General features: G+C 73.0%; 22 protein-coding genes. 8 read left to right on the forward strand and 14 right to left on the reverse strand.

All coding sequences use genetic code 11. From position 1 onward, the window contains the following. Positions 1-233: 233 nt before the first annotated feature. The 3 genes from ACGFQC_RS25710 to ACGFQC_RS25720 all read left to right on the forward strand — a co-directional run bounded on the left by ACGFQC_RS25710 (position 234) and on the right by ACGFQC_RS25720 (position 3,562). A complete protein-coding gene (locus ACGFQC_RS25710) occupies positions 234-905 on the forward strand; it encodes a HEAT repeat domain-containing protein (RefSeq protein ID WP_363092379.1) in 672 nt (223 codons plus the stop codon). A 3-nt stretch (positions 906-908) separates the two neighbouring features. Beyond that, a complete protein-coding gene (locus tag ACGFQC_RS25715; protein ID WP_363092380.1) occupies positions 909-1,916 on the forward strand; it encodes a HEAT repeat domain-containing protein in 1,008 nt (335 codons plus the stop codon). A 377-nt stretch (positions 1,917-2,293) separates the two neighbouring features. Then, complete coding sequence (locus tag ACGFQC_RS25720) at positions 2,294-3,562, forward strand: MFS transporter (protein WP_393288744.1); 1,269 nt, start codon at positions 2,294-2,296, stop codon at positions 3,560-3,562. Positions 3,563-3,727: 165 nt separating this feature from the next. On the opposite strand, the gene ACGFQC_RS25725 is transcribed toward ACGFQC_RS25720, so the two are convergent. The 13 genes from ACGFQC_RS25725 to ACGFQC_RS25785 form a co-directional block, all read right to left on the reverse strand. After that, positions 3,728-4,978 carry a PP2C family protein-serine/threonine phosphatase gene (locus ACGFQC_RS25725; RefSeq protein WP_363092382.1) on the reverse strand — a complete coding sequence of 417 codons (1,251 nt, stop codon included), beginning with the start codon at positions 4,976-4,978 and terminating at the stop codon, positions 3,728-3,730. A gap of 743 nt (positions 4,979-5,721) precedes the next feature. Continuing rightward, positions 5,722-6,171, reverse strand: a complete 450-nt coding sequence (locus tag ACGFQC_RS25730) for a hypothetical protein (protein ID WP_363092383.1) — start codon at positions 6,169-6,171, stop codon at positions 5,722-5,724. A 25-nt stretch (positions 6,172-6,196) separates the two neighbouring features. Continuing rightward, complete coding sequence (locus ACGFQC_RS25735; RefSeq protein WP_363092384.1) at positions 6,197-6,670, reverse strand: SHOCT domain-containing protein; 474 nt, start codon at positions 6,668-6,670, stop codon at positions 6,197-6,199. Between the two features lie 118 nt (positions 6,671-6,788). Further along, complete coding sequence (locus ACGFQC_RS25740) at positions 6,789-7,649, reverse strand: YhjD/YihY/BrkB family envelope integrity protein (RefSeq protein WP_363092385.1); 861 nt, start codon at positions 7,647-7,649, stop codon at positions 6,789-6,791. A 194-nt stretch (positions 7,650-7,843) separates the two neighbouring features. Further along, complete coding sequence (locus ACGFQC_RS25745) at positions 7,844-8,470, reverse strand: DUF308 domain-containing protein (protein ID WP_363092386.1); 627 nt, start codon at positions 8,468-8,470, stop codon at positions 7,844-7,846. A gap of 241 nt (positions 8,471-8,711) precedes the next feature. Continuing rightward, positions 8,712-8,909, reverse strand: coding sequence for a hypothetical protein (locus ACGFQC_RS25750; protein ID WP_363092387.1), 198 nt, complete (start codon positions 8,907-8,909; stop codon positions 8,712-8,714). Positions 8,910-9,072: 163 nt separating this feature from the next. Next, the gene (locus ACGFQC_RS25755; RefSeq protein WP_363092388.1) at positions 9,073-9,585 is read right to left on the reverse strand and encodes a hypothetical protein; all 513 of its coding nucleotides are present in this window, start codon (positions 9,583-9,585) and stop codon (positions 9,073-9,075) included. Between the two features lie 474 nt (positions 9,586-10,059). After that, positions 10,060-12,555 (reverse strand): LuxR C-terminal-related transcriptional regulator, encoded by a 2,496-nt coding sequence (locus ACGFQC_RS25760; RefSeq protein ID WP_363092389.1) that lies wholly within the window; start codon positions 12,553-12,555, stop codon positions 10,060-10,062. A 632-nt stretch (positions 12,556-13,187) separates the two neighbouring features. Continuing rightward, positions 13,188-14,309 (reverse strand): lytic polysaccharide monooxygenase, encoded by a 1,122-nt coding sequence (locus ACGFQC_RS25765; RefSeq protein WP_363092390.1) that lies wholly within the window; start codon positions 14,307-14,309, stop codon positions 13,188-13,190. 286 nt (positions 14,310-14,595) lie between these two features. Beyond that, the gene (locus ACGFQC_RS25770; RefSeq protein ID WP_363092431.1) at positions 14,596-14,901 is read right to left on the reverse strand and encodes a cellulose binding domain-containing protein; all 306 of its coding nucleotides are present in this window, start codon (positions 14,899-14,901) and stop codon (positions 14,596-14,598) included. A 12-nt stretch (positions 14,902-14,913) separates the two neighbouring features. Further along, on the reverse strand, positions 14,914-16,041 hold the full coding sequence (locus ACGFQC_RS25775) for a cellulose binding domain-containing protein (RefSeq protein WP_363092392.1): 1,128 nt from the start codon (positions 16,039-16,041) through the stop codon (positions 14,914-14,916). A 352-nt stretch (positions 16,042-16,393) separates the two neighbouring features. Then, a complete protein-coding gene (locus ACGFQC_RS25780) occupies positions 16,394-17,416 on the reverse strand; it encodes a LacI family DNA-binding transcriptional regulator (RefSeq protein WP_363092432.1) in 1,023 nt (340 codons plus the stop codon). Positions 17,417-17,651: 235 nt separating this feature from the next. Beyond that, entirely contained in the window at positions 17,652-18,029 is a 378-nt protein-coding gene (locus tag ACGFQC_RS25785) for a hypothetical protein (RefSeq protein WP_363092393.1), read from the reverse strand. 217 nt (positions 18,030-18,246) lie between these two features. Between ACGFQC_RS25785 and ACGFQC_RS25790 the strand changes: the two genes are divergently transcribed. The 3 genes from ACGFQC_RS25790 to ACGFQC_RS25800 all read left to right on the forward strand — a co-directional run bounded on the left by ACGFQC_RS25790 (position 18,247) and on the right by ACGFQC_RS25800 (position 20,241). Continuing rightward, positions 18,247-19,257 carry a helix-turn-helix transcriptional regulator gene (locus tag ACGFQC_RS25790; protein WP_363092394.1) on the forward strand — a complete coding sequence of 337 codons (1,011 nt, stop codon included), beginning with the start codon at positions 18,247-18,249 and terminating at the stop codon, positions 19,255-19,257. 166 nt (positions 19,258-19,423) lie between these two features. Beyond that, complete coding sequence (locus ACGFQC_RS25795) at positions 19,424-19,963, forward strand: hypothetical protein (RefSeq protein ID WP_363092395.1); 540 nt, start codon at positions 19,424-19,426, stop codon at positions 19,961-19,963. After that, entirely contained in the window at positions 19,960-20,241 is a 282-nt protein-coding gene (locus tag ACGFQC_RS25800; RefSeq protein ID WP_363092396.1) for a hypothetical protein, read from the forward strand. Before ACGFQC_RS25795 ends, ACGFQC_RS25800 begins: the two co-directional genes overlap by 4 nt. Positions 20,242-20,391: 150 nt before the next feature. Here ACGFQC_RS25800 and ACGFQC_RS25805 read toward each other — a convergent pair whose 3' ends face one another. After that, positions 20,392-21,432 (reverse strand): TerC family protein, encoded by a 1,041-nt coding sequence (locus tag ACGFQC_RS25805; RefSeq protein ID WP_363092397.1) that lies wholly within the window; start codon positions 21,430-21,432, stop codon positions 20,392-20,394. A 157-nt stretch (positions 21,433-21,589) separates the two neighbouring features. Between ACGFQC_RS25805 and ACGFQC_RS25810 the strand changes: the two genes are divergently transcribed. Both ACGFQC_RS25810 and ACGFQC_RS25815 read left to right on the forward strand, forming a co-directional pair. Continuing rightward, positions 21,590-21,922, forward strand: coding sequence for a helix-turn-helix domain-containing protein (locus ACGFQC_RS25810; protein WP_363092398.1), 333 nt, complete (start codon positions 21,590-21,592; stop codon positions 21,920-21,922). Between the two features lie 272 nt (positions 21,923-22,194). Beyond that, a complete protein-coding gene (locus ACGFQC_RS25815; protein ID WP_363092399.1) occupies positions 22,195-23,748 on the forward strand; it encodes a glycoside hydrolase family 43 protein in 1,554 nt (517 codons plus the stop codon). The last annotated feature ends 66 nt before the right edge of the window (positions 23,749-23,814 follow it).

A 23,814-nucleotide genomic window follows, 5' to 3' on the forward strand; every position in this document is an offset into this window, starting at 1 on the left:
CGGGCTTCCGGCACCTCTTCATCAGGACCACCACCGGATCAAGGAGCACGGGGACTGTGGGCCCCACTGAGGTGAACGCCTCGGCCGGAGGGCCGGGTCGCGCCACGACCCGGCCCCCGCACATACCGGCCGACCAGCCGCCCCTCCGATCCTGCCCCTGCCCCTGCCCCTGCCCTTGACCTTGACCTTGACACGGTGACAAGGCCTTCACTGCTTGCCAGGAGGTGGTTCTGATGACCACGGCGAGACAGGACACGGATGTGATGCGAGCGCTCCGGGGCCTGGAGGACGGCCGTTCGTCCGTGCGGCTGCGGGCGGCTCTGGCGGTCGGTACGGCGCCGGATCCGCGCTTCGTCGGCAAGCTGATGGAACGATGCGCGGTCGAGCCCGAGTTCTTCGTCCGCGACATGCTGACCTGGGCGCTCACCCGCCACCCGGTGTCCATGACGCTTCCCGTGCTGCTCCGCGAAGTCCGCTCGGAGCGTGCGCAGGCACGGAGCCAGGCACTGCACACGCTCTCCAAGATCGGGGACCGGCAGGCGTGGCCGGCGATCACCGGTGCGCTCCTGTCCGACGCCGACGACGAGGTGGCGCGGAGCGCCTGGCGGGCAGCGGTCGTACTCGTGCCGCGAGGTGCGGAGTCCGGGTTGGCCGCGTCGCTGGCGACGCAGCTCGGGCGCGGTGACCGGGAGACGCAACTGAGCCTGAGCCGGGCGCTGGTGGAGCTGGGTGACGTCGTTCTGCCGGCGCTGCGTGGCGCGATGACGGCCGCTGATCTGCCGGTGCGTGCGCACGCGCTCGCCACCGAACGGCTGCTGCGCGACCCGGACGCCGGATTCGCGTACGCGGTCGAGGAGGCGAAGCGTGTCGTGGCCCTCGGCGGGCCGGGCCCGGAGGGACGATAGGAGGTGTTGATCGGTGAGGTGGCGCGACGCTCCGGGGTCAGTGCCCGCATGCTCAGGCATTACGAGTCGCTCGGCCTGATCCGACCGTCGGGCCGTACGGGTTCGGGCTATCGGGAGTACTCCGGCGAGGACATCCGGCGGATCTTCCACATCGAGAGCCTGCGTTCGCTGGGGCTGCCGCTGCGGGAGGTCGGGCGCGCGCTCGACGACCCCGGTTTCACGCCCTCGGCGCTCGTCGACGACCTCATCCGCCGGACGCGTGAACGCATCGCGGCCGAGACCGAGTTGCTCACGCGGCTCCGCCGGATCGATGCCGCGGAACCCGCCGGCTGGGAGGACGTCCTCCAAGTCGTCGCCGTTCTGCAGGCGCTGGGGTCGCAGAGCGCCAACACACGTCAACGCGCGGCCCTTTCCTCGGTCGACGAGGTCCAGGTGCCGGTGGAGGCCCTGGTCGAGGCGGTTCTGAGCGAGACCGAACCGAACGTCGCCGGAGCCCTCCGCTGGGCGCTGGCACGGTCGGGCGACGGCGACGGCGCCACCGCGCTGCTGGCGGACGGCCTCGGATCACCGGTGGCCGCGGTACGGGAACGCGCCGTCCGGTGCCTCTCCGAGATGACCGGCGGTGAGGCTGCCGCCCGGCTGCGGGACGCCCTCGCGCACCCCGATGCCGTGGTCCGCGGCCACGCCGCTCTGGCCCTCGGGACACGTGGCGTGACCGATGCGGTCCCGACGCTCATCGACATGATCGTGCGGGGAAGGAACGACACCGACGCGGCCGACGCGCTGGGCGTGCTGGCGGCGAGCGGCACCGCGACGACGGAGCGGATCGCCACCGGATTCGTCGACCGCCTCTCCCACGCCTCCGCCGACGCGCGCGTACGGCTGACCCAGGCGCTGGCGGACATCCCGGGGGCCACGGCGTCACGTGCGCTCGTGGAGCTGGCGCGGGACGGGGACAACGCCGTCGCGCTGACCGCGGCCTACCTCCTGCGCCTACGCGAGACGCGGTGACGGACTCCCCCTCGGGCCACCGCACACGCCGCCCGCGGCACGGAGGAAGGCCGCTCCGCATGAGGCAAGCGTGCTCGAACGACGGTTTTTCGCTTTCCGCACCGGGCGGCCGGGGGCTAGTGTGCGGGTACGGCGAGTGCCCCACGAGGAGCTTCGACATGGTCGGTTTTCCGAGCGCGCGTTGACGTTGTAGGCCGTGACCGGCCTGTCATCGCGTGCTGCCCTTGATGTTGCGGCACAGCGAGCCTTCCCCTGCCCGGACCGCCGGTGCGCCTTCGGGTGCCCGGTGGCGGGCCCCGTCGTCGGCAACACAAGGGATTCGCGTGCCGTCCACCACCTCCGCCGTATCCGATTCCGGTCGTCCTGTTCCGTCAAGCCTGTGGCGGGACGCCGACTTCCGCAGACTCTGGCTGGGCCAGACAACCTCTCAACTCGGTGAGCACGCCAGTCTGGTGATCCTGCCGCTCTTCGCCGTCCTGACGCTCCACGCAGGTGCCGGCGAGCTGGGTGTCCTCCGTGCGGTGGGGCAGGCGCCGGTCCTGTTGCTCTCGCTCTTCGTCGGGGCGTGGGTGGACAGGTGGCGAACCCGTACGACGATGGTGCTGGCGGACGTCGGTCGGGCCCTGACCCTGGCCGCCACCGCCGTGGCCGGCGTCCTCGGCCTGCTCGGCATGCCCGCGCTGCTCACGGTCGTCCTCGCGCTCGGCGCCCTGTCGGTGTTCTTCGACGTGGCCTACCAGTCCTCTCTCGTACGGCTCGTGAAACGCGATCAGCTGGTCCGGGGCAACAGCGCGCTCGAGGGCAGCCGGTCCGCTGCCCAGATCGGCGGCCCCGCCCTCGGCGGTGTGCTGGTCTCCCTGCTGTCGGCGCCGGTCGCCGCGGTCTCCGGCGCGCTGTTCTTCGCGCTGTCGTTCCTGTCGGTCCGCCGCATCCGCCGGACCGAGTCGGTTCCGGAACGCTCGGAACGCCCTCCCCGGGTCTGGCTGCGGATTCGCGAGGGCCTGCGTTTCGTCGTCGGTGACACCTCGCTGCGGACCGTGTGCCTGGCCTCGGCCGCCTTCCAGTTCTGCTTCGCGGCGACGATGACCGTCTACCTGCTCTTCCTGCCCAGGGAACTGCACCTGTCGGGGACCGTCGTGGGGCTCGCGCTCGCCGCGGCGGGACCGGGTGCGCTCCTGGGCTCGCTATTGGCCGCCTGCCTGCCGAACCGGTTCGGTCACGGTGCGGTACTGGTGACCGCGGCGGCACTCGGCGACGGCGCGTTCCTGTGCGTGCCCGTGCTGCACGGCTCCTCCGCGGTGACGGTTGCCGTGCTCCTTGCGGTCGGCTTCGTGTTCGGGGCCGGGGGCCAGTTGGTGAACGTCACGGTGATGGCCGTCCGGCAGGCCGTCACTCCGGACGGGATGCAGGGCCGCGTGGCCGCGACGATCACGTTCGCCGGCATGGGGTCGGCCCCGCTCGGCTCCCTCCTCGGCGGATTCCTCGCGGAGGAGTGGGGGTTGCGCACCAGCCTCCTGGTGACGGCGGCGGGCATGATGCTGTCTCCGGTGCTGATGGCTCTGTCCCCGCTGGTACTCCTGGGACGGACGCTTCCGAGCCCGCAGGACACGGCCGCCGAGGAGACGGACCGGCCCGGTTCCCGCTGATCCGGGTCGCGGTCACCCGGAATGAGCCGGAGTGGGCGGCTGACGCCCTGAACGGTGACGAGTCCCTCGCGCGCCCGGTCGTCAGCTCGACGGTGCTCAGAGGGGATGCGCCGACGACGAGAGCTGCTCCCAGGCTGCCTGACACCGTTCAGGAGAGCTCCCCGGTCACGGTTGCCGTCGCGTCCGACCGGCCGAAGCCTGCCCCGTGTCCGCGCCGGAACTGACGTGCCGCTGGGTCTCCTGGTGGCCGTGCCAGTCCAGGCACATCACGGTGGCGTCGTCTTCGAGCCGGCCGTCGCCGGCGTCCAGGACCGCGGACGTCAGCATCAGCGCGGTCTCCCGCGGGTGCAGGTCCCGGGTGCGCTCCAGCAGTGCGGGCAGGTCGACCTTCTCCCCGTGCCGTTCGAGCATGCCGTCGGTGAACATGAGCAGTCGGTCACCGGGGCGCAGATCGATGTCCTGGACGCGGTAGGAGTGGGGCGCGGACATGGACAGCCCGAAGGGCTGGTCCACCTCGCAGGTGATCTCCTTCGCGGTCCCGTCGCGCATGCGCAGGGGCCAGGGGTGGCCTGCGTTGACGAGCTGCGTCCGCCCGGTGCGGAGGCCGATGCGCAGCAGCTGCCCGGTGGCGTGACCGCGGCCGTGGGCGGCCAGCGCCCGGTCGGCCAGACGGGCCTGCTCGGCCAGGCCGGCTCCTGCGCGGCGGGCGCCGCGCAGGGCGCCCACCAGGACCGTTGCGGCCAGGGCGGCGTCGATGTCGTGGCCCATGGGGTCGGTCACCGACACGTGCAGGGTGTCACGGTCCAGGCTGTAGTCGAACGTGTCGCCGCTGAGGCCTTCGGAGGGCTCCAGGTTCCCGCACAGGGTGAACTGCGCCGCCTCGCACGACAGTGACGGGGGCAGCAGCTGGTACTGGATCTCTGCCGCCAGGATGGGGGGCCTGGAGCGTTTGCCCCAGGTGTAGAGATCGGTGAAGCGCCCGTTGGCGATCACGATGTAGGCCAGGGCGTGCGCGGCTTCGCCGACCGCGTCCAGGACGTCCTCGCCGGGGGCGGTCGGCAGGATCAGTTCCAGCAGCCCGATCGCGTCCCCCCGGTTGGTGACCGGCACGATCACTTGGTGTCCCTGGCCGGTCGCCTCCTGATACAGCCGCTGCGTACGGATGACCTGCTCGTAGACGCCGCCGAACAGGGGGATCCGCTCCGCTTCCCGCCCGCCGGCCACGGCGGCGGCAGCGGCGACGGCGGTCGGCAACCGTGCCACCGACTTCCCCGTCAGGTCCACGATGAGGAACGAAACCTCCGTGGCCTCGAAACGCCGCCGCAGGTCCTCCGCGACCACGTCGACGGACTCCACCGGCGCCGCCGTCTCCGCTGCCGTCAGCAGCCGGGAAAGTCCACTCTGTTCACCACTCACGGTCACGGTCCCTTCGACCAGCCCCCTACCAGCTTGGGGACCGCCTCTGTGAGCGTCAATCGGTGACCCTTCACGGTGAGCGAAGGTGATCGCGTCGTGCCCTCGTGAAATGGGTGGATCCCGGTGTTCGGCCGCGGTCACGGGTGTCACGACTGCCCCGGTCCCTGTCCGCGCGGTCCGTCCGGACGGTGTGGATCGGGCAGGCGTCGTCGGGGGTGGGCGCCGCCGCGCTGCTGCCCATGACGCCGGCGCTGATCAGTCGCGCCGTCCCGGACCCGCCGGAGCGCGGCAGGTGCAATCGGTCCGTGGACCGCCAAAGCCGTGTGGAGAGACTGCGTTCGACCGGAGCGCTCTGCTTCGACGTCGATGACGACCACGAGCCGTTCGGGCACGGCACCGAGGCGGTGCTCCGGCTGACGGTCGAGCCGACACGGCTGCGGCAGGCCGGACGGGCTCTCGCGGAGCACCGGGAGGTGCGGTGCGCCACCGGGGTCAGCGGTCGGTCGGACATCGTCGCCCCGGTGCCGTGCCCGCACGACGGAGGAACTCTTCGCCCACCTGGCCGACCACGTGGACGCGATCCCCGGGGTACGGGCGGTGGAGGCCGTGCCCGCCCTCCGGCAGGTCAAGGCCCTCACCCAGCCCCGTGGCCGGCCGGCGCCCCGCGTCCGGCAGTGACCGCCTACGGGTCGAGGGGTGGCACATCCGGGTGCGTCGGTGCCGCCGGACGGGCGGCTCACCGGTCACCGGTCACCGGGCGGCATGGTGTCGAAGGAGTCGGCGAAGTCCTCCTTGCGGGCGACGCACAGGGCCCAGATGACGAACCCCGACATCGTGATCATGACGATCGACCACACCGGGTAGTACGGCAGGGAGAGGAAGTTGGCGATGACGACGAGTCCGGCGATGGCGACGCCGGCGACTCGCGCCCATGTCGACGCCTGGAACAGGCCGACGCTGACGATGACGGCGACCACTCCCAGGGCGAGATGGATCCAGCCCCAGCCGGTGAGGTCGAACTCGAAGACGTAGTTGCGTGTGGTGAGGAAGACGTCGTCCTCGGCGATCGCCATGATGCCGCGGAAGACGTCGAGGACGCCCACGAGCGCGAGCATGACGGCGGCGAAGACCATCAGCCCCGCGGCCCACTCGTACTTCGCCGTGTGTGTGCGGGGAGTGTGTGCAGCGGTCATCTCTGTCTCGCTTTCCTGGCCGTGCTCAGTGACGGGATGCGGCGCCGCGACCGGAGGGAGTCGACGCGCCGTGGTCGCTCAGGACGAGTTCCTTGGCCCGCCGGAACTCCTCGTCGGAGATGTCGCCGCGGGCACGGATCTCCGACAGCCGGTTGAGTTCGTCGGCCCGGCTGGGGCCGCCGGTGACGCCGGTGCCGCCCGCGGTCTCGCGGATGTAGGCGTCGAAGGCTTCCTGTTGCTTGCGGGCGTGCGTGATCTCCCGGCGGCCCATGGTCTTGCCGCGGGCGATGACGTAGACGAACACGCCGAGGAAGGGCAGGACGATGACGAACACGAGCCAGCCGGTCTTGCCCCATCCGCTCAGGGTGTCGTCGCGGAAGATGTCGCCGATGATCCGGAAGAGCAGGATGAACCACATGATCCACAGGAAGAACCACAGCATGGTCCAGAACATGCTCAGCAGCGGATAGTCGTAGGCGAGGTACGTCTGTGTGCCCATTTTCGGTGCTCCGTTCCGGGCGAAGTGCCCGACCGCCGGTTCCTGCTGTCCTCAGCATGCGCGCGCCGCTCGCCGAGGGCCTCACCCGGGACGGGTGAGCTCTTCCCCGGCGGCGCGTTCACCGGTCGCCGGCCGGTGGACGGGGGACGAGGACGGTGCGGTACCAGGTGGAGCCCGCGATCCACTGGCCGAGGGCCAGTCCCGCGACGGCCACCAGGAAGACGGCGATCAGCCAGGACAGGAAGGTGAAGACCGGGCCGAGGGGGCCGAACTCGCGCAGGCTGCGCTGCATGACCGTGGGCATCAGCAGTCCGGCGATCCGGCTCAGCAGCACGGTGCCCGCGGCGGCCAGCACCGCGCCGGGCAACAGGCTCCGCCAGCCGGCCCGGCCGCTCAGCAGCAGATGCTGCGACCACCACCACATGAGCGTCGCGGACGTCATCGACAGCGCCAGGCCGGACACCACCCCCGTGCCGAAGCCGTCGCGCAGGGGGGCCTGGACGAGGAGGACGGCGAGCCAGACGAGGAGCCAGAGCAGCCAGCGCCAGGCCGCGGCCCGTATCGGTGATCTGGGCAGATGCCAGCACCGTTCGCACACCGCCTGCAACGCGCGGCTGAAGGCCGTGGCGGAGACGAGCGTCACCACGACGCCAGCGGCTCCGACGGAGTCACGCGTCACCCCCTCGGGGGCCTGGAAGGTGCGGCGCACCTCGTCGAGGGTGTCGCCGGGTGCGCCCAGGACGGCCGAGAGGGAGTCGACGAGCAGGTCCTGTACGGCGTCCGGTGCGAAGGCCGCCACGGTCATCAGCAGCGGCAGCGCCGTGAGGAAAGCCTGCGCGGCCAGCCTGACGGCGCCCTCCACGATGTTGAGCGCCGACAGCATGGGCAGCAGCCGGGCCGCGGGCCCGGTGCGGAGGGTCGCCGTGATCCGCTCCAGCGCGTGTCTCCGGCGCGGCACCGCGCCGGACTTCCTGGACATCGCTCACGGGCCTGCCCGGCCCGGTCCGCCGGCCGTGGCGGCCCGACGGGCGATGACGTGTCCGGCATGTTGTACGCCGGCGCCGTCGGGGCCCGAAGGCGAGGGTGTTCTCCTGGTGTCCATGGCTCTCCTCGGTCCTGGGCGCGTGGGTGAGGGACTCGTGCCGCCGTCGTGGGGTCGGCGGGGGACACGGCTCACGCCCTGCGCAGTGCGGCCCGCCAGGCGAAGGCGACACCCAGCTCGACCAGACCGAGCAGGAGCAGCCACAGCCCGAGGAGCCGCGTGAGGGCGAGGACCGACTCGGTGGGCAGGACCAGCACGACGATGCCGGCGACGACGCCGAGCGCCCCGGCACCGAGCAGGAAGGCGCGGTGGGGCAGGCCTTCGGCGGCCAGGGCCGTGAAGACGGTCAGCATGCCGGTGACCAGCCAGCTGATCCCGACGATCAGCGAGAGCGCGGTGATCGTCTGCAGGGGGTTGCGCAGGCACAGCACCCCGGCCAGCACGTAGAGCACCGCGACGAGCAGCCCCGGCAGGCGTTCACCGGGCTCGCGCCGGGCGAAGACGGAGACGAACCGGAACACACCGTTCGCCAGCAGGTACAACCCGATGATCACCGCCAGCACGTGCAGGGTGGCGTCCGGCCAGGCCAGCGCCAGTACGCCCGGCACGAGGGTCGCCACCGCCGACCCCAGCAGCCAGGTCCACGAGCCGCCGAGCCGCGCCAGCAGATCGGCGGGGTCCCCCGCCCCGTCCGCGGTCCTCCCGCCGACGGGAGATCCCGGTCCGGTCGGCGGCGCCGCACCGTGCGATTCGGTCATGGTTCCTCCTCGTGGCACCGGCGCGCCGTCGGCCGGACCGCCGACGGGACGCGGTGCGGTGCCGCGTCGGGCCAGCGTCCCGCGCACCACCGGGGTGCCGGATCACCCCCGGCGGGTGACCGCGGCCGGGTCACGGCGGACCGGGCGGGCCGCGGCCCGCCCGGTCCGCGTCACCGCGGGAGGAATCCGACGGCGTCGAGCGGTCCCCGTGCGGACCGCGACGCCAGCGGGGCCCTGCGGGTCACTCCGGCAGCCGCCGCAGCTCCACCACGTGCAGTCCCAGCGACTGCAGGCGGGCCAGCAGGCCGTACAGGTGCGCCTCGTCCACGAGAGGTCCGTACAGCACTGTCTGGCCGGAGATCACTACGTGCTCCAGCTCAGGAAAAGCACTGGTCAGCGTCTTCGACATGTGTCCGTCGACGCGGATCTCATACTGCATGGGGGCTCTCCCGCAGGCCACGTCCGCCAGGCCAACTGCATCCACCGCTCCGATGCTCCGTCCTCGTGCGCCCGTCGTCCTCACCCTGCGCAGGTGACCCGCCGCGCCACGAGCCGACAGCCGACAGCCGACAGCCGGTGCCATGGGTCAGTGGGTCAGTGGGTCAGTGGGTCAGGACCAGTTTGAAGGAGACGATCAGCAGGCCGAGCGCCAGGTTGACCGCGGCGGTGCCCGCCACCTGACGCCAGGCCGCTCCGGCCCGGCGGGCGGCGGCCATCGACCAGCCCACCTGACCGGCCACGGCGACGGCGAGCGCCAGCCACAGGGTGCCCGACGTGTCCAGACCCAGCAGCGGGCTGACCGCCACCGCGACGGCGGGCGGGACGGCGGCCTTGACGATCGGCCACTCGTCCCGGCACACGTGCAGCACGACCCGGCGGTCCAGGGGTTGCTGCGCCAGACGCGCGCCGAACAACTGGGCGTGCACGTGCGCGATCCAGAACACCACACCCGTGAGCAGCAACAGCAGCACCAGTTCCAGGCGCGGGAACGAACCCAGGGTGCCGGCACCGATCACGACCGAGGCCGCGAGCATCGATCCGTAGACGCCGCCGGTGTAGTCGGCGTGCGCCCGGCGTTCGGTCGCCCGGGGCGCGTCGTGCCCGGTCCGGGACATCACGACCTCCGTCGCGGGCCCGGGCACCGCCCCGGCCGCGTCGTCGTCGGCGCCGGTTCGCCTCCGTCCTCGACGGCGCCGCCGGCGGGCAGGTGCCGGGTGGCCGGGAAGCTCACCGGGGTGATGTCCCCGGCCGCCAGGACGGCCGCCCCCGGTCCGTCGAACCGGACCGGGGCATGGGAATCGACGCTGATGGAGACGCTCGTCACGGAGGTGTCCGGCACCACCGGGAACCGGGCCTTCCCCAGGACGATCAAAGCACATCGGCGTCTCACAGTGTCCACCTCACCGGGTCGGCCCGGCACCGGAACCGGCACCTGGGCGGTGGCGGCGAGCACGCCACCGCCGCCATCGCACCCCGGACGTCCGACGGACGCCTCACCCGCCACGGGCGAGGGCGGTACGGCCGCTGCCCACGCCCGGCCCGGCCCCGGGACCCGGAGCACTGCCGGGCGGCCACCTCAACGGGTGCGGTCACAGCAGCCGCAGCTCGCGCGCCCGCCGCACGGCGTCGCCGCGCCGGCTCACCGACAGCTTCCGGTAGGCGCTCTTGAGGTGGGTCTTCACCGTGTTCACCGACACGAACAGATCAGCGGCGATGTCCTCGGTCGACATCATCTGGGCGAGCCGCTGCAGCACGTCACGCTCACGTCCGCTCAGCCGCTCCACCAGCACCGGTGCGGGCTCCGTCGCGGAGGGGTTCAAACCGCCGTCCGGTGCGGGTCCCGGCACGAGCCAGCCCGCGGCCAGTGCCCGCAGGGGCGCCGTGGCCAGGAGGGGCCCGATCCAGGGTCCGGCTTCCAGGAACGGCCGCCGCAGCTTCTCGCGCCGGGCTTCCACGAGCGTATGGGCGACCAGCCGGCGGGCGGTGGCGACATCGCCCGCCACGTACGCGGCCTGTGCCCGCACCAGTGCGGCGCGGACGGTCACCGCCGGGCCGACGGATCCGCGGGCCGTGACGGCGTCGAGGAGGTGCAGGGCCGCGTGCCGGTCGCCCGCGGCGAGGCGGGCCCGCGCGGCGCCCACGACGCACGCCGGCTGCTCGTCGGCCACCGGTTCCAGCGCCTCGGCGGCCGCTTCCGGGCGGCCCTCGGCCAGATGGACGGCCGACGCGATCAGGGCGGCGTGGCCCCTCGCCCAGGGCGAGGCCACCTCGGTGGACAAAGCCGGATCCGTGGCCGCCAGGGCGGCGCGCGGCCGGCCCCGGGCCAGGAACAGACGAGCCGCCGCGATGGACCGGACCGCGGCGGCCACCGGGTCCCGGGCCGCCGGGTCGGACAGCTGGTCGAGCAGGGCCTGGGCCCGGCCCAGGTCGTCGCGGTCGACGGCCACCGCGGCCAGCACCAGCCGCCCGAGTTCCGAGCCGGACGGCTGGGGCAGACCGAACCGCTCCGACTCGGTCATCGCCGCGACGACCTTGCGTTCCGCCCTGCCGGGCCACCCGTCGAGGTAGTCGATGAGCGCGAGGTGCTCCAGGGAATCCTTGCGCGGGAGCGCCGTGGAGGCGCCGCCGGGACTGCGGGCCGCCGAGGTGAGGGCGACCCGTGCCGGTGCGAAACGCCCGGCCCACAGCCGCGTCGAGCCCAGGTGGGTCAGGAGCAGGGCGAGGAGTTCCGGGTGCCGGTCGAGCAGGGGGGAGGGGATCTCCTGCAGCAGTTCCCGGGCCGTCTCCGCGGCCTGCTCGGCCCGGTCCGGGCAGCCGGCCAGCCGGGCCGCCAGTGCCTCCAGCAGGGCGCGGCTCAGCCGGGCCGCCGCCGGCTCGCACGCGTCGGCGGCCGGCTGTTTCCCGGCGTGCCGGAGATGGGCCAGGCCGCGATCGAGGTCGTACCGGGACAGGTCACGGGCCGCGCGGACGAGGTCAGCCGCGGGGCTCGTCGCCCCGGGTTCCACGTCGGCGAACAGTTCGGCCAGGCCGTCGGCGCGCAGGCCGGTGAGGAGCTGCCCGATCGCCAGATCGTCGACGAGGGCACGGGAGGTGAACTCCCAGTCCCCCGCGGCGGCGCCGTGGGCGAGCATCTCCGCGAGGGAGCCCGAGCGCCGCAGCCACCGCGCGGCCCGTCGGTGCAGTTCGGGCTCCAGGCCGGGAGAACGCTCCCGCAGGTGGGCCCGGAGGATCTCCCGGAACAGTGGGTGCAGGCGGTACCACCCGTGCCCGAGGTGCTCGACGAACGCGTTCTCTCGGTGGAGTCCGGCGAGGATGGGCTCGGCATCACCGCGCCCGGTCAGGGCGTTCACCAGATCGGCGCAGAAGCGGTCCAGGACGCTGACGCGCAGCAGGAGGTCCTGCGTCTGGGACGTCTGCCGCTTGAGCACCTCGGCCAGCAGGAAGTCGGCGATCGTACTGCGCCCCGCCTCGAACTCCTTCAGGTAGAGCTCCGGGTCCGGGCTCTGCTGCGCGGCCAGGGCGCACAGCCGGAGGCCGGCCGCCCATCCCCCGGTACGGTCCACCAGCGTCCCCGCCGCCTCGACGGACAGGTCCAGCCCGTGCAGTTCCAGCAGCTCGACCGTCTCCTCGGGCGTGAAGGCGAGTTCGGCGTCGCGGATCTCGGTCATCTCCCCGGCCGCCCGGTAGCGGTGCAGCGGGAGCAGCGGCTCGGTGCGGGTGACCAGGATCAGACGCAGCCCCGGCCCCGCGTGGTGCAGGACGAAATCCAGCTGCTGCGAGATCTCCGGGGCGGTCACGCGATCGTACTCGTCGAGCACCACGACCACGGGGCGGTCGCGGTCGCTGAGCTCCGCGGCGAGCCGGGTCGGCAACGTGTGGTTCACCCGGTTCGCGTCGGCGGGAGAACCGATCTCGACGGGCAGCGGCACACCGGCGGTGCGCAGTGCCTGGAGCAGATGTGCCCAGAACACCCCCGGTCCCTGGACCGCCCGGTCCAGGGTGAGCCAGGCGACCGGCTGCGGCAGCTGTGCGGCCCACTCCGCCACCAGCAGGGTCTTGCCGGCGCCGGCGGATCCGTTGACCATCGTCAGCGGTGTCGGTGGTGCCTGGTCCAGGTGCCTGACCAGCCGCTCGCGGTGCAGGAACGTGCCGGGTCTCGCGGGCGGGACGAAGCGCGTCCGCAGAAACGGATCCCCTAACGGATCGACGCGTGAAACAGCAGCTCCACGCGGGGTTCCATCGCTCACCACCACGACGCTCACCACCTCGTCCCAGCAGGTCACGGGTCCGTGCTCCTGCCACCAGCATCCCCGTTTCCCCGCCACCCCGCGCGTCGCACCGGACCCGAGGGCCTGCGGACCGTGGCCGGAGGTCCCCGCCGCACGGGTCTCACGGGGGCGGAGGGGCACCGCGTGCGAACGCACGGCGGCGGGGGGGGGGGCGCGCGGGGGGGGGGGGGGGGGCGGCCCCGGGGGGGGGGGGGGGGGGGGGGCCGCCGCGCGCGGGGCCCCCCCCCCCCCCCCCCCCCGCCCCGGGGGGGGGGGGCCCCCCCCCCCCCCCCCCCCCCCCCCCCCCCCCGCGCCCCCCGGGGGGGCGGGGGGGCCCCCCCCCCCCCCCCCCCCCCCCCCCCCCCCCCCCCGCCCCGGGTCGGTGGCCGGGGCTTTCCGTCCGGATCGGGCCGGAACGGAAAGCCCCGGCCCGATCCGGACCAGCGTCCTTACGGATTGACGCAGCCGATCGAGCCGACCGGGAAGTTGTTGCCGGTCGATGTCGCGGTGAACCCGAAGGTGACGCTGCCGTCCGGCGGGAGGGTCCGGTTGTAGTCGAGGTTTCCGACCGTGACCGTACCGTCGGACCCGTTGCCCAGCGCGCCGTTCCAGACGCTGCTGATCCTGGTGCCCGCGCCGGGCGTCCACCTCACGGCCCAGCCGTCGCGCGCCGTCGTGCCGTGGTTCATGACCTCGACCGAGCCCTGGAAGCCGCCGCTCCAGGAGTTGGTCACGCTGTACACGGCCATGCACCCGGTGTGCGGGTCGGACGGTGTCGGGGTGGGAGTGGAGGTCTGCGTCGGGGTGGAGGTCGGCGTCTGTGTGGGAGTCGGGGTCGGGGTGCTGCCCGAGCCCCGGATGCCGGTCACCTCGCCGTTGCCGCCGTCGAAGACGATGTCCGAGCAGGAGAAGAAGTTCTCCTGGCTGTCCGAGCGCACCCACTGGATGAACATCACCGCGTCACCGGAACGGCCCGAGGGCAGGTTCAGGTTCCAGTAGTAGTGGCCGCCGTCGGTGCCCGGCGAGCCCGTCTGCGGCGGGTCGGTGACCGTCTGGATCAGCTCCAGGTCGTCCCAGCCCAGTTCGGTGGCGGGCGAGTAGCCCGGCTTGGACAGGTACACCCGGAACGACCCCGGGTGCGCGGCCCAGTTGCTGTGCTTGACCTGGATCGTCCTCCCGGAGGTGAGGTGCGTGCGGGGCCAGTCGGAGCGGGCGGCGTTGTAGCCGGTGAAGTTGTACGGCGACCTGTCGCCGGCGCTGCACAGCTTGCCGTCCGGGACGTAACCGGGGCCGCGGCCACCGGCGTTGGAGTCGAGCACGGCGAACCAGTTGTACAGCGCGCTCGCGCCGCTCTCGTTGAGCGCGGCCCGGCAGGCCGGGTTGGTCGGGTCCAGGGAACCGGTGCTGGTCTTGGCGTCCAGGTAGCAGAGGTAGGTCCTCGATCCGGGCGTCATCGTGACGCCGTGCGCCTGTGCGTCCTTCTGGCCCAGCAGGGCCAGACCGAGTCCGCCGAGCAGCGTCGCCAGCACCGCGGCCGCCAGTGGGACGAGTCGGTTGTTGCGTCGAGCCATGGTGTCTCCTGTGCCTGTGTGGGGATCGTCTTCCGGTCGCGCTTCTCTCCTTCGCGGTTCACCGTCCGGTGATGGAGCCCCCGCCCGTCCGGGGAGGAAGCCGCCGGACGGGCGGGGGGATCTGGGGTGGACGTGCGTGGATCAGGCGGGCGGTGTGCCCGCATGAGCACGGTGCCGGCGTGGGCGGTGACGGCCGGGGCGTCGGCGGGTCGGGCGCGGGCGGGTGGCGCCGGGCCCGGTCGGACGGTTCATCGTGCCCTCCGCGGGAGTACGTGGGGGTCGTGCGTCAGGGGCCGGTGCACCGGGTCGCGGGCATGCCCGTGGGGCCGTCGGCGGTGAAGCCGGGCGAGGTGGTGGCGCCGGGTGACAGCGCGCCGTTGGGGGCGGCGTCGCGGACGGCGGCCCGGCCCGCGGACACGGTCGCCGAGCCGTTCCAGGGAGCTGCTGATCGTGGAGCCTCCCAGGTCCCGGGTGGCGGTCCGGCCGGTGACGCTGCGGTGCCGGTGTTCTTGGCGGTGACCTCCGCCCGGTAGCCACCGGAGCAGGCGGAGACCGTCCTGAACCGGGCGGTGCGGGCGCCGGGCGGCGGCAGGCGGGGGTCCGTTCACGCGCAGGCGGTGCCGTTGAGGCTGAACCCGGCCGGCTGGGCGAACGAGCCGCTGTAGGTGCCCTGGAAGCCGAAGGTCTGTCCGGCGCCGGGCGCGATCCGCGCGTTGTGCGCGAGGGCGGTCGCCGTCACCGCCCCCGTGGACGGGGTGACGGTGGCGTTCCAGGCGCTGGTGATCCGCTGCCCGGAGGGCAGGGTGAAGGCCAGCTTCCAGGGATCGACCGGCGTCGAGCCCGTGTTGGTGACGGTGACGTCGGCGGTGAAGCCACCGGTCCAGACGTTCGTCGCGTACGTCACCTTGCAGGCCGCCGCCGGGTCACCGGGGTTTCCGGGGTCGCCGGGGGTACCGAGGTTCACGGCGGAGGAGAAGGAGTTCACCGCGAGCCCGGCACCGTTCTGCCACGGCTCGAAACCGGCCTGAATGCTCGTCAGGTACCAGTTGTCCTGGGCCATTCCGCGGCGGACGGTCTCCCGCACGAAGTCCATGACGTCGAAGCTCCAGCCGGAGATCGCCGACGGGGCGACGAAGGAGATCACGTCGTTGGACCCGTTGCTGCCCGTCCACACCTGCCAGGAGCGCCCGCCCACGGTGGTGGTGCCCACCTGGGCGCCGATCGGCTGGACCGGGCCGACCTTGTTGAGCCAGATCATGATCTCGGTCTTGTTCACCCCGTCGGTCCTGGGCGTGGGGTCCAGCCAGATGTCGTACGACGCGTTGTACACGGCGTCGCCGACATAGCCGTACGAGATGCTGCTGGGGGCGGCGGCGATGCCGCTGAGCTGCGCCGGGAGGTTGGTACCGGGCGAACAGTTGGTGTAGTGGCAGCCGTTGAAGACCGACGGGTACGACTTCGGGGCGCCGTTGGTGGGCACGGAACCGTCGGCCTGGGTCAGCCGGAAGCCGGTGTCGGTGGCGGTGACGCACTGGGGGGAGCTGGTGCCCCAGCGGTTGTTCTGGACGACGTAGCGGCCCTGGATGGTGGTCGAGCCGAACTGTTCGCAGACCACGGTGTCCGCCTGGGCCGCCGGCGCGACGGCCAGGAGGGCCGCGACGGTGGCGAGAGCGGTGAGCAGCGCGCCGAGCAGGGCGCGCGCGGTTCTGGGGCGGTGCGGTGACGGTCGCATGTGGGGGCCTCTCTGGGAGGGACAACCGGATGGAGCGCACAGGACATCGGGAGCGCTCCCGGCCCGTCCTGGCTGGGAGCGCTCCCACCCACTGGTTCGGATGGGACATTAGGAGCCGCCCGCGCCCCTGACAACCCTCGGGAAGCCGAATGTGTCGAACAGATTTCGAAGCCACAGGTCAGCGGCGGGTGAGGATGCGGAATACCCAACAGACTTCATGAGCAGGGTGGTTGGGAGCGCTCCCGAAAGTTTCGCTGCCGGGGCCCGAGCGGCTTCGGCCGGTGGGCGTGGATCTGTGGGCGTGTGCCCGTGGGCGCCGGCCGCCGGTCGCTCCGGCGCACCCGTGGCGGACTCACGCCGACTCGCGCGTCACCAGCCGCGTCCGCAGGATCACATGGCGCCAGGCCACTTCCGGCTGCTCGATCTCCTCCAGCAGCAGTCGCACCATCGTCCGCCCGATCTCCTCCAGCGGCTGGCGGACGGTCGTCAGCGGTGGATCCGTCTGCTCGGCCAGCTCGAAGTCGTCGAAGCCGATCACCGCCACGTCCTGCGGCACCCGTCGCCCCGCCGCACGCAGGGCGTCCAGAGCCCCTGCCGCCATGGCGTCCGACGCGGCGAAGACGGCGTCGACCTCCGGGCGCCGCTCGATGAGCCGGGCCATCGCCCGGCGCCCGCTGGCCTCGGTGAAGTCGCCCTGGGCCACCAGGGCCGACCCGTCGCCGAGCCCGGCCTCGGCCAGTGCCTCCTGGTAACCGCGCAGCCGGCACCGGGCGACGTACATGTCGGGCGGGCCGGTGATGGCCGCGACGGCCCTGCGGCCGCCGGCCACCAGGTGGCGGACCGCCGTACGCGCCCCGCCGACGTTGTCCGCGTCCACGTACGTCATCCGCTCGTCGCCCGAGCGCCGGCCCAGCAGCACCGTGGGCAGCCCGGCGTCGGCGAGCATGTCCGGCAGCCGGTCCTCGGCCGGCACGGACATCAGCAGCACCCCGTCGACCCGGCCGCCGCGCGCGTACTCCACGAACCTCTTCCGGTCGGCGTCCGTGCGGACCAGGGTGAGCAGCAGCTGCACCGCCGTACCGGACAGGGCGTCCCCGACCGCCCGCACGACCTCGGAGAAGAACGGCTCCCCGAACAACCGCCAGTCCGTGTTCGTCATCACCAGCGCGACGGCGTCCGCACGTCGCCCGGCCAGTGAACGCGCCGCCAGGTTGGGCACGTAGCCCAGTTCGTCGATGGCGCGCCGCACGGCACGGCGCGTGGACTCCTTGACGCCCGCCGCGTTGTTGATGACGCGGGAGACCGTGCCCCGGCCCACTCCGGCCAGGGCGGCCACCTCTTCCAGCGTCGGCGTGCCCGAACTCCGTCTGACCACAAGTCCCACCCCCAAGGGCACCCGATCCTACGGCCCGACGCGTGCCTGGGCCGAATGACCCGACGGCGCGTCAGGGGCACCGTCCTTCGCCGCAGTTCCTCCTGTGCGGTGTGGCTCCTGGCCTCCGTGGTGAGCACCGGGCCCCTCCCCGACCGGCTCCCGCAGCCGGGGAAAGGAAAACGACGCTTCGGTCCGCCCGCCGGGTGCGGCGGGCGGACCGGACCCGTCGGGGGTCTCAGGCCCGGTCCAGGAAGACGGGCTCGCCGGTGGCCTCCCAGGGCCCCAGCCGGGTCGGTCCGGCCCCGGAGGCGCCGTGGCAGACGTCGGGGTTCGGGCAGACCGTCGGGACGCGCGGGGCCAGATCGCGGGCCGGTCGGACCGACTCCGGTGCGTCCAGGGCCCGTCCGGCGTCCAGCGGCGCCCGTGCGGTGCCGGACCGCCCGAAGCGGAGACCTGGCGGGGAGCGCGGTTCGCGCGTCACACGGCGGCCGATCCGCTCCGCGGCCACCGCCTCCCGCAGCGCCGGGTCCGGCTCCGCCTCGTACGCGCGGACGAGGACCCCCCAGGATCCCGGCCGCTCCGTGCCGACTCGGCCCGGCAAGGCCTGCAGCACCGCCGGATCGGGCCGATCCGAGAAATCCGGGGGCCTGCGCGCGCTCCTCTTCCGCTCCTGTTCCTCTCCTGCGACTGCCCCTGATCCGGTGCCCGGCGTTACGCTCCGTCCCATGAGCCATGACGGGGGTCGGTCCGCTCGTATTCACCGGAACACGTTGCGGGCGGCTGCGGGTGCGCGGGATGTGCAGGCTTTCTTCGACCGGGTGACGGAGGTGATGCTTCCGGATTTCCCCTGCGAGGTGTGGGCGGGTGTCACGCTCGATCCGCTGACGCTGATCAGCACCGGGGGGAACTACCGGCGGGGCGTGCCGATCGAACTGATGCCGCGGATGCTGGACATCGAGTACCGCGAGGGGGACGTGAACCACATCCCGGACCTCGCCCGCCGGCCCGCGCCGGTCGGTCTGCTCAGCCGCGAGGTGGAGGGCGACCCGCGGACCAGTCCGCGCTACCGCGACATCTGCCAGCCCCTGGGGCAGCGGGACGAGTTACGGGTGGTGCTGCGCGACCGGCACGGGAGCTGGGGCGCCCTCGTGCTGGGGCGCAGCGCCGACCTCCCCCCGTTCGACGAGGCGGAACTCGGAGCGGCCGGCTCACTCGCCGAACCGCTGGGACAGGTACTGCGGCGCCTGCTCGTCCAGGAGAGCGCGCGGGCGGCCTCCCACCCCACCGCCCCGGGGCTGGTCATGCTGGACGCCGACTACGAGCCGGTCTTCACCTCGCCCACCGCCGATCACTGGCTCGGCGAACTGGAGTCGGGGCACGACGGCCACGGACTGCCCATCGCCGTCTACGCGGTGGCCGCCTCTGTCCGGGCCGCCGCCCGCGCGGGCGAGGCGTCGCGGTCCGTCACCTCGTGGGCCCGAGCGCGCAGCCGGGAGGCCGTTCAGTTGCACGCCTGGTCGCTGGACGAGAACCTCGGCGCGTGCGTCGCCGTCGCGATGGAGCCCGCCGATCCGCTCGGACGGGCGGCCTTCCTCGTCCGCGCCTACGGCCTCTCCCCACGCGAGTGCGCGGTGGCCGAACTCGTCTTCCACGGCTACTCCACCCAGGAGATCGGCCGACGGCTGCGGCTGTCGCCGCACACCGTGCAGGACCACCTGAAGGCCGTGTTCGACAAGACCGGGGTCCGCAGCCGCCGTGACCTGGTGGCGGCGATCTTCTCCCGGCACTACGCCCCCACCGCGACCCCCCGCCCCGACGCGACGGCCGCCTGTCGCACATAGGCCGGCACTCGCCGGCGGCAGTACCCGGCTGACCGCGCTGGCCGCGACAGCCGCCCTCGCCGCCACCGGCGGCCTGGTCACCGCCACGCAGGACTTCGACAACGGCGGGACGTACCACGTCTACCGCTCGCCCGGCACGCCCCTCGACCCGGCCGCGCTCACCCGCGTGACCTGCGCCGAGGGGAGCGACGAGACCAGCACCGGCGGCATCTGCCACGACCTGGACATGCCCGGGGGCACGTACGTGACGTACGCGGTCGCGGCGGTGGACCCGGCCGGAAACGAGTCGGCGCTGTCCGCCCCGCTCGTCGTCCGCACCGGCGACCGCGTCGCGCCCGGCCCGGTCACCGGCGTGCAGGCCGTCCCGCGCGCCGACGGCGTGCTGGTGAGCTGGGCGGCCTCGGACGAGGACGACGTCGAGCGCCACGCGGTCTGGACCGGCGCCCGGCAGGCCGACGGCACGGTCACGTGGCTCGGCCCCACCTCCTGCCGGGAGGGCACGAGCGGCCCGCTCGCCGTCCTCTGCGGCGACCTGCCGGACGGCGAGACGTACGTGTACGCGGTCGTCGCCAGGGACCTCTGGGCAACGCGCTGCCCCCGAGCGACCCGAAGGTCACGGTCGTCCAGGCCACCGAACTGGACGTCCGGCCGTCCGGGACCGTCGTCCGGGACTGGGACCTCGGCAGCACGGGTCACGGCACCGTGATCGGCGGACCCGCCGAGGACGGGCCGTCCGTCAACTGGCGGTGCGACAAGACGGCCGAGTGCGACGACGCGGTGGGCTACCGGATCAGCCGGTGGAACGCGGCCACGGAGGCGTACGAGCCGCTGCACACCGGACTGCTGCCGGCCGAGACCCGTGCCCACACGGACACCACGGCCGCGCGGGGAACCACGCACTTCTACACCCTGGAAGCGGTGTGCGCCGACGGCGGCGTCGCGGGCACGCACGCGTGGAACTGCGTCTTCCAGGACCGCGTCTAGCCGGGCGGTGCGCTCGGGCCGGGCCCCGGGGCCGGAGAACCGGGACCCGGGGAACCGGAGCCGGGGCCGGTGACGCGGACGGGGCCACCGGGGGGCGCTGGGCCGCATCGCGCGGAAGCGCCCCTCCGATGGTGTGAGGAGTCCGGGTGCTCATGACGCCGCGTCCGGGTGGTGCGGACCGGTGGCGCCGGCGGCTGGTGCGGATTCGGCGCCCGCGGTCCCGTCGGTTCGGGCCGTGGCGCCACCGTCGGAGTCACCGTGGTCGCCCCGGGTGGCGATGAGGGACCAGGCGATGGAGACGGTGATGGTGACGACGATGACGCCGAGGGTGAGGGGGATGGGCAGCTTGCCGACGGGGGTCTCGGACAGGATGAGCTTGACGCCGGCGAAGGCGAGCAGCACGGCGAGCCCGTAGTGGAGGTAGGCGAAGCGGCGCAGCAGTCCCGCCAGGCAGAAGTACAGGCTGCGCAGGCCGAGTACGGCGAACGCGTTGGCGGTCCACACCAGGAAGGTGTTGGTGGTGATCGCGAGGATGGCGGCGACGGAGTCGACGGCGAAGATCAGGTCGGTGGCCTCGATCGCGACCAGCGCCACGAACAGCAGGGTGGCCACCCGCCGTCCGCCGATCCTCGTGAAGAACCGGCTCCCGTGGTAGCGGGTGTCGGTGGGAACGATCTTCTTGACCAGGCGGACGACGACGTTGCGGTCGGGGTGGACTTCCGCGTCCTTGGAGACGGCCATCTTGTAGCCGGTCCAGATCAGGAACGCGCCGAACAGGTAGGCGGTCCAGAAGAACAGCTGCAGCAGCTCGGCACCGACGAAGATGAACGCCAGCCGGAGGACCAGGGCGCCGATGACGCCCCAGAACAGGACTTTGTGCTGGTAGGCGTCGGGGACGGCGAAGAAGGAGAAGACCAGCGCGAAGACGAAGACGTTGTCGATGGACAGCGCCTTCTCGATCAGGTAGCCGGCGTAGTAGGTGGAGGAGACCTCGCCGCCCTGCCAGGCCAGGAGGACCAGCCCGAAGGCGAGACCGACGGCGATCCACACTCCGGACCAGATCGCCGCTTCCCTGAAGCCGATCACGTGGTTGTCGCGGTGGGCGAGGAGATCGACGGCGAGCATGACGGCGATGACGAGGGTGACCGCGGCCCACATCCACAGCGGGACGGTGAACGACAGGTCATTCATCGAGGGCTCCCTTCGGCGGGTGGAGCAGTGGTGGGGGGTGTTCTCAGCGTCACCCGGCCACCCGACACCGGTCAAGAGTTACGCGAAAAGTTTTTCGTCAATCTTTTTTCGTGAGAAAGTATTGGTCGGACGAAGTCCGCTTCGTATGATGGAGGCCATGACTCAGCCCTCCGCGCGCGGTGACCAGTGGACGTTCCTGACCAATCACGCCCGTGTCCTGATCACCCTCGCCCGTGATCCCGGGTCCCGCCTGCGGGACGTCGCCGACGCCATCGGCATCACCGAACGGGCCGTGCAGTTCATCGTCGCCGACCTCGAAGCGGCCGGATACCTCACCCGTACCCGCGTCGGCCGCCGCAACCGCTACACCATCGACCCCAGCGTCGCCCTCCGCCATCCCGCCGAGGCCGGCCATCCCGTCGGCGACCTGCTGGCCACCTTCCTGCACCGCGAGGACACCCCCGCCGGGCAGGAACTCAACACCTTGTGACGTGCCGGCGGACAACCGGGCCGCCGCAGGGCCGGGGCGGAGGAGACCCGCCGGCCCCTCAGCGGCACAGAAGCGGGCAGAAGAGGGCCCGGGCCGACGGCCCGCGCCCGTCGAAGCGCATCGACGCAACCCCCGACCGAGGAACAGCCGGCATTCCGAGCAGCGAGACTCTCCCGCCGTTACGGCTCTTGTCGCACGGGAAACCCATCCGCTACCTTCGCCTGCCACCAAGTGAAGCGCTTCGACACTCACCCCAGGGCAGGGCCGCCACCATGAGCCAGCAGTTGAACCGCCGAAGCCATGACGACGCGGAGGCGCCGATCCGGCACCGGACCGCCCGGCCGGGCGACCCCGTGATCCCCGGCTTCCACCCCGACCCCAGCGTCTGCCGCGTCGGCGACGACTACTACCTCGCCTGTTCCAGCTTCGAGTACTTCCCCGGCGTACCCGTCTTCCACAGCCGCGACCTGGTGCACTGGACTCAGCTCGGCAACGCCCTGGACCGGCCGGAACAACTGCGCCTGCCGGCCGGCATGCCGTCCTCCGGCGGGATCTACGCCCCCACCCTGCGCCACCACGACGGCCGCTTCTGGCTGATCGTCACCCATGTGCGCGAGGGCGGCGGCAACCTGATCGTCACGGCCACCGATCCCGCCGGACCCTGGTCGGATCCCGTACCCGCGCCGGGCGTACCGGGCATCGATCCCGACCTGGCCTGGGAGGAGGACGGCACCTGCTGGTGCACGGTCGCCGGGGTCGCCCAGGTCCGTATCGACCCGTCCACCGGGCGGACGTACGGGACACCGCACGGGGTGTGGTCCGGCACGCCCGGCGCGAAGGCCCCGGAGGCGCCGCACCTGTACCGGATCGGCGATCACTGGTACCTGCTCATCGCCGAGGGCGGCACCGAGCGCGGCCACGGCGTGTCGATCGCCCGGGGCCGTGCGCCCGGCGGCCCGTTCGAGCCGTGTCCGGCCAACCCGGTCCTCACCCACCGGAGCACCGACCACCCCGTGCAGAACACCGGCCACGCCGACCTGGTCCAGGGCCCCGACGGCTCGTGGTGGATGGTCCTGCTCGGCGTACGACCGCGCGGCGGCACCCCCGGCTGGCACGTGCTCGGCCGCGAGACCTTCCTGGCGCCCGTGACCTGGGTGGACGGCTGGCCGGTCGTCGGCGAGGTCGGACCGGACCCGGCCACGCTCCCCTGGCCCCTCTCCCCCGGGCCCGCCGAGGAGCACCGGGACGACTTCGAGCTGAGCGGACTGCGGCCGTCCTGGATCTCCCTGCGGGACCGGCCCGCCGAGCACTGCACCACCGAGGAGCGCCCCGGATGGCTGACGCTCCGGGCGCGGGGCGGTTCCCTGGACGAGCCCGACGTGGTGTTCACCGGCCGGCGCCAGCAGCACCTGTCGTGCCGGGCGCGCACCCTCGTCGACCCCGCGCAGGGGCGCGGCGGGCTCGCCGTCCGGCTGGACGAGCGGCACCACTACGCGATCGAGGCGTCCGGCACCGAGGTCCGGGTGATCGCGCGCGTCGGCTCCCTGCGCACGGTCGTGGCCGAGCACCCCGTGCCCGCCGGGCCCGTGGTGCTCGGCCTCACGATCACGGACCCGCCGCCTCCGCACGGACCGGTCACCGGACCCGACGTCGTCTCCCTCGGCGTCGAGGAGCCCGACGGCACCTTCACGGTGCTCGCGGCGCTCGACGGCCGCTACCTGTCGACCGAGGTCGCCGGCGGCTTCAGCGGCCGGGTCCTCGGCATGTACGCCGCGGCCGGCACCGTCCGCTTCGACTGGTTCGACTACGAGCCCCTCGATCGCTAGGGGGCCCGGCGGCACCCCTTCCCCGGCCGGTCCGGCGCCGGGGAAGGAGAACGCCGGCCGGCGGAA

This window comes from Streptomyces sp. NPDC048734, assembly GCF_043198675.1.
Lineage (GTDB): Bacteria > Actinomycetota > Actinomycetes > Streptomycetales > Streptomycetaceae > Streptomyces.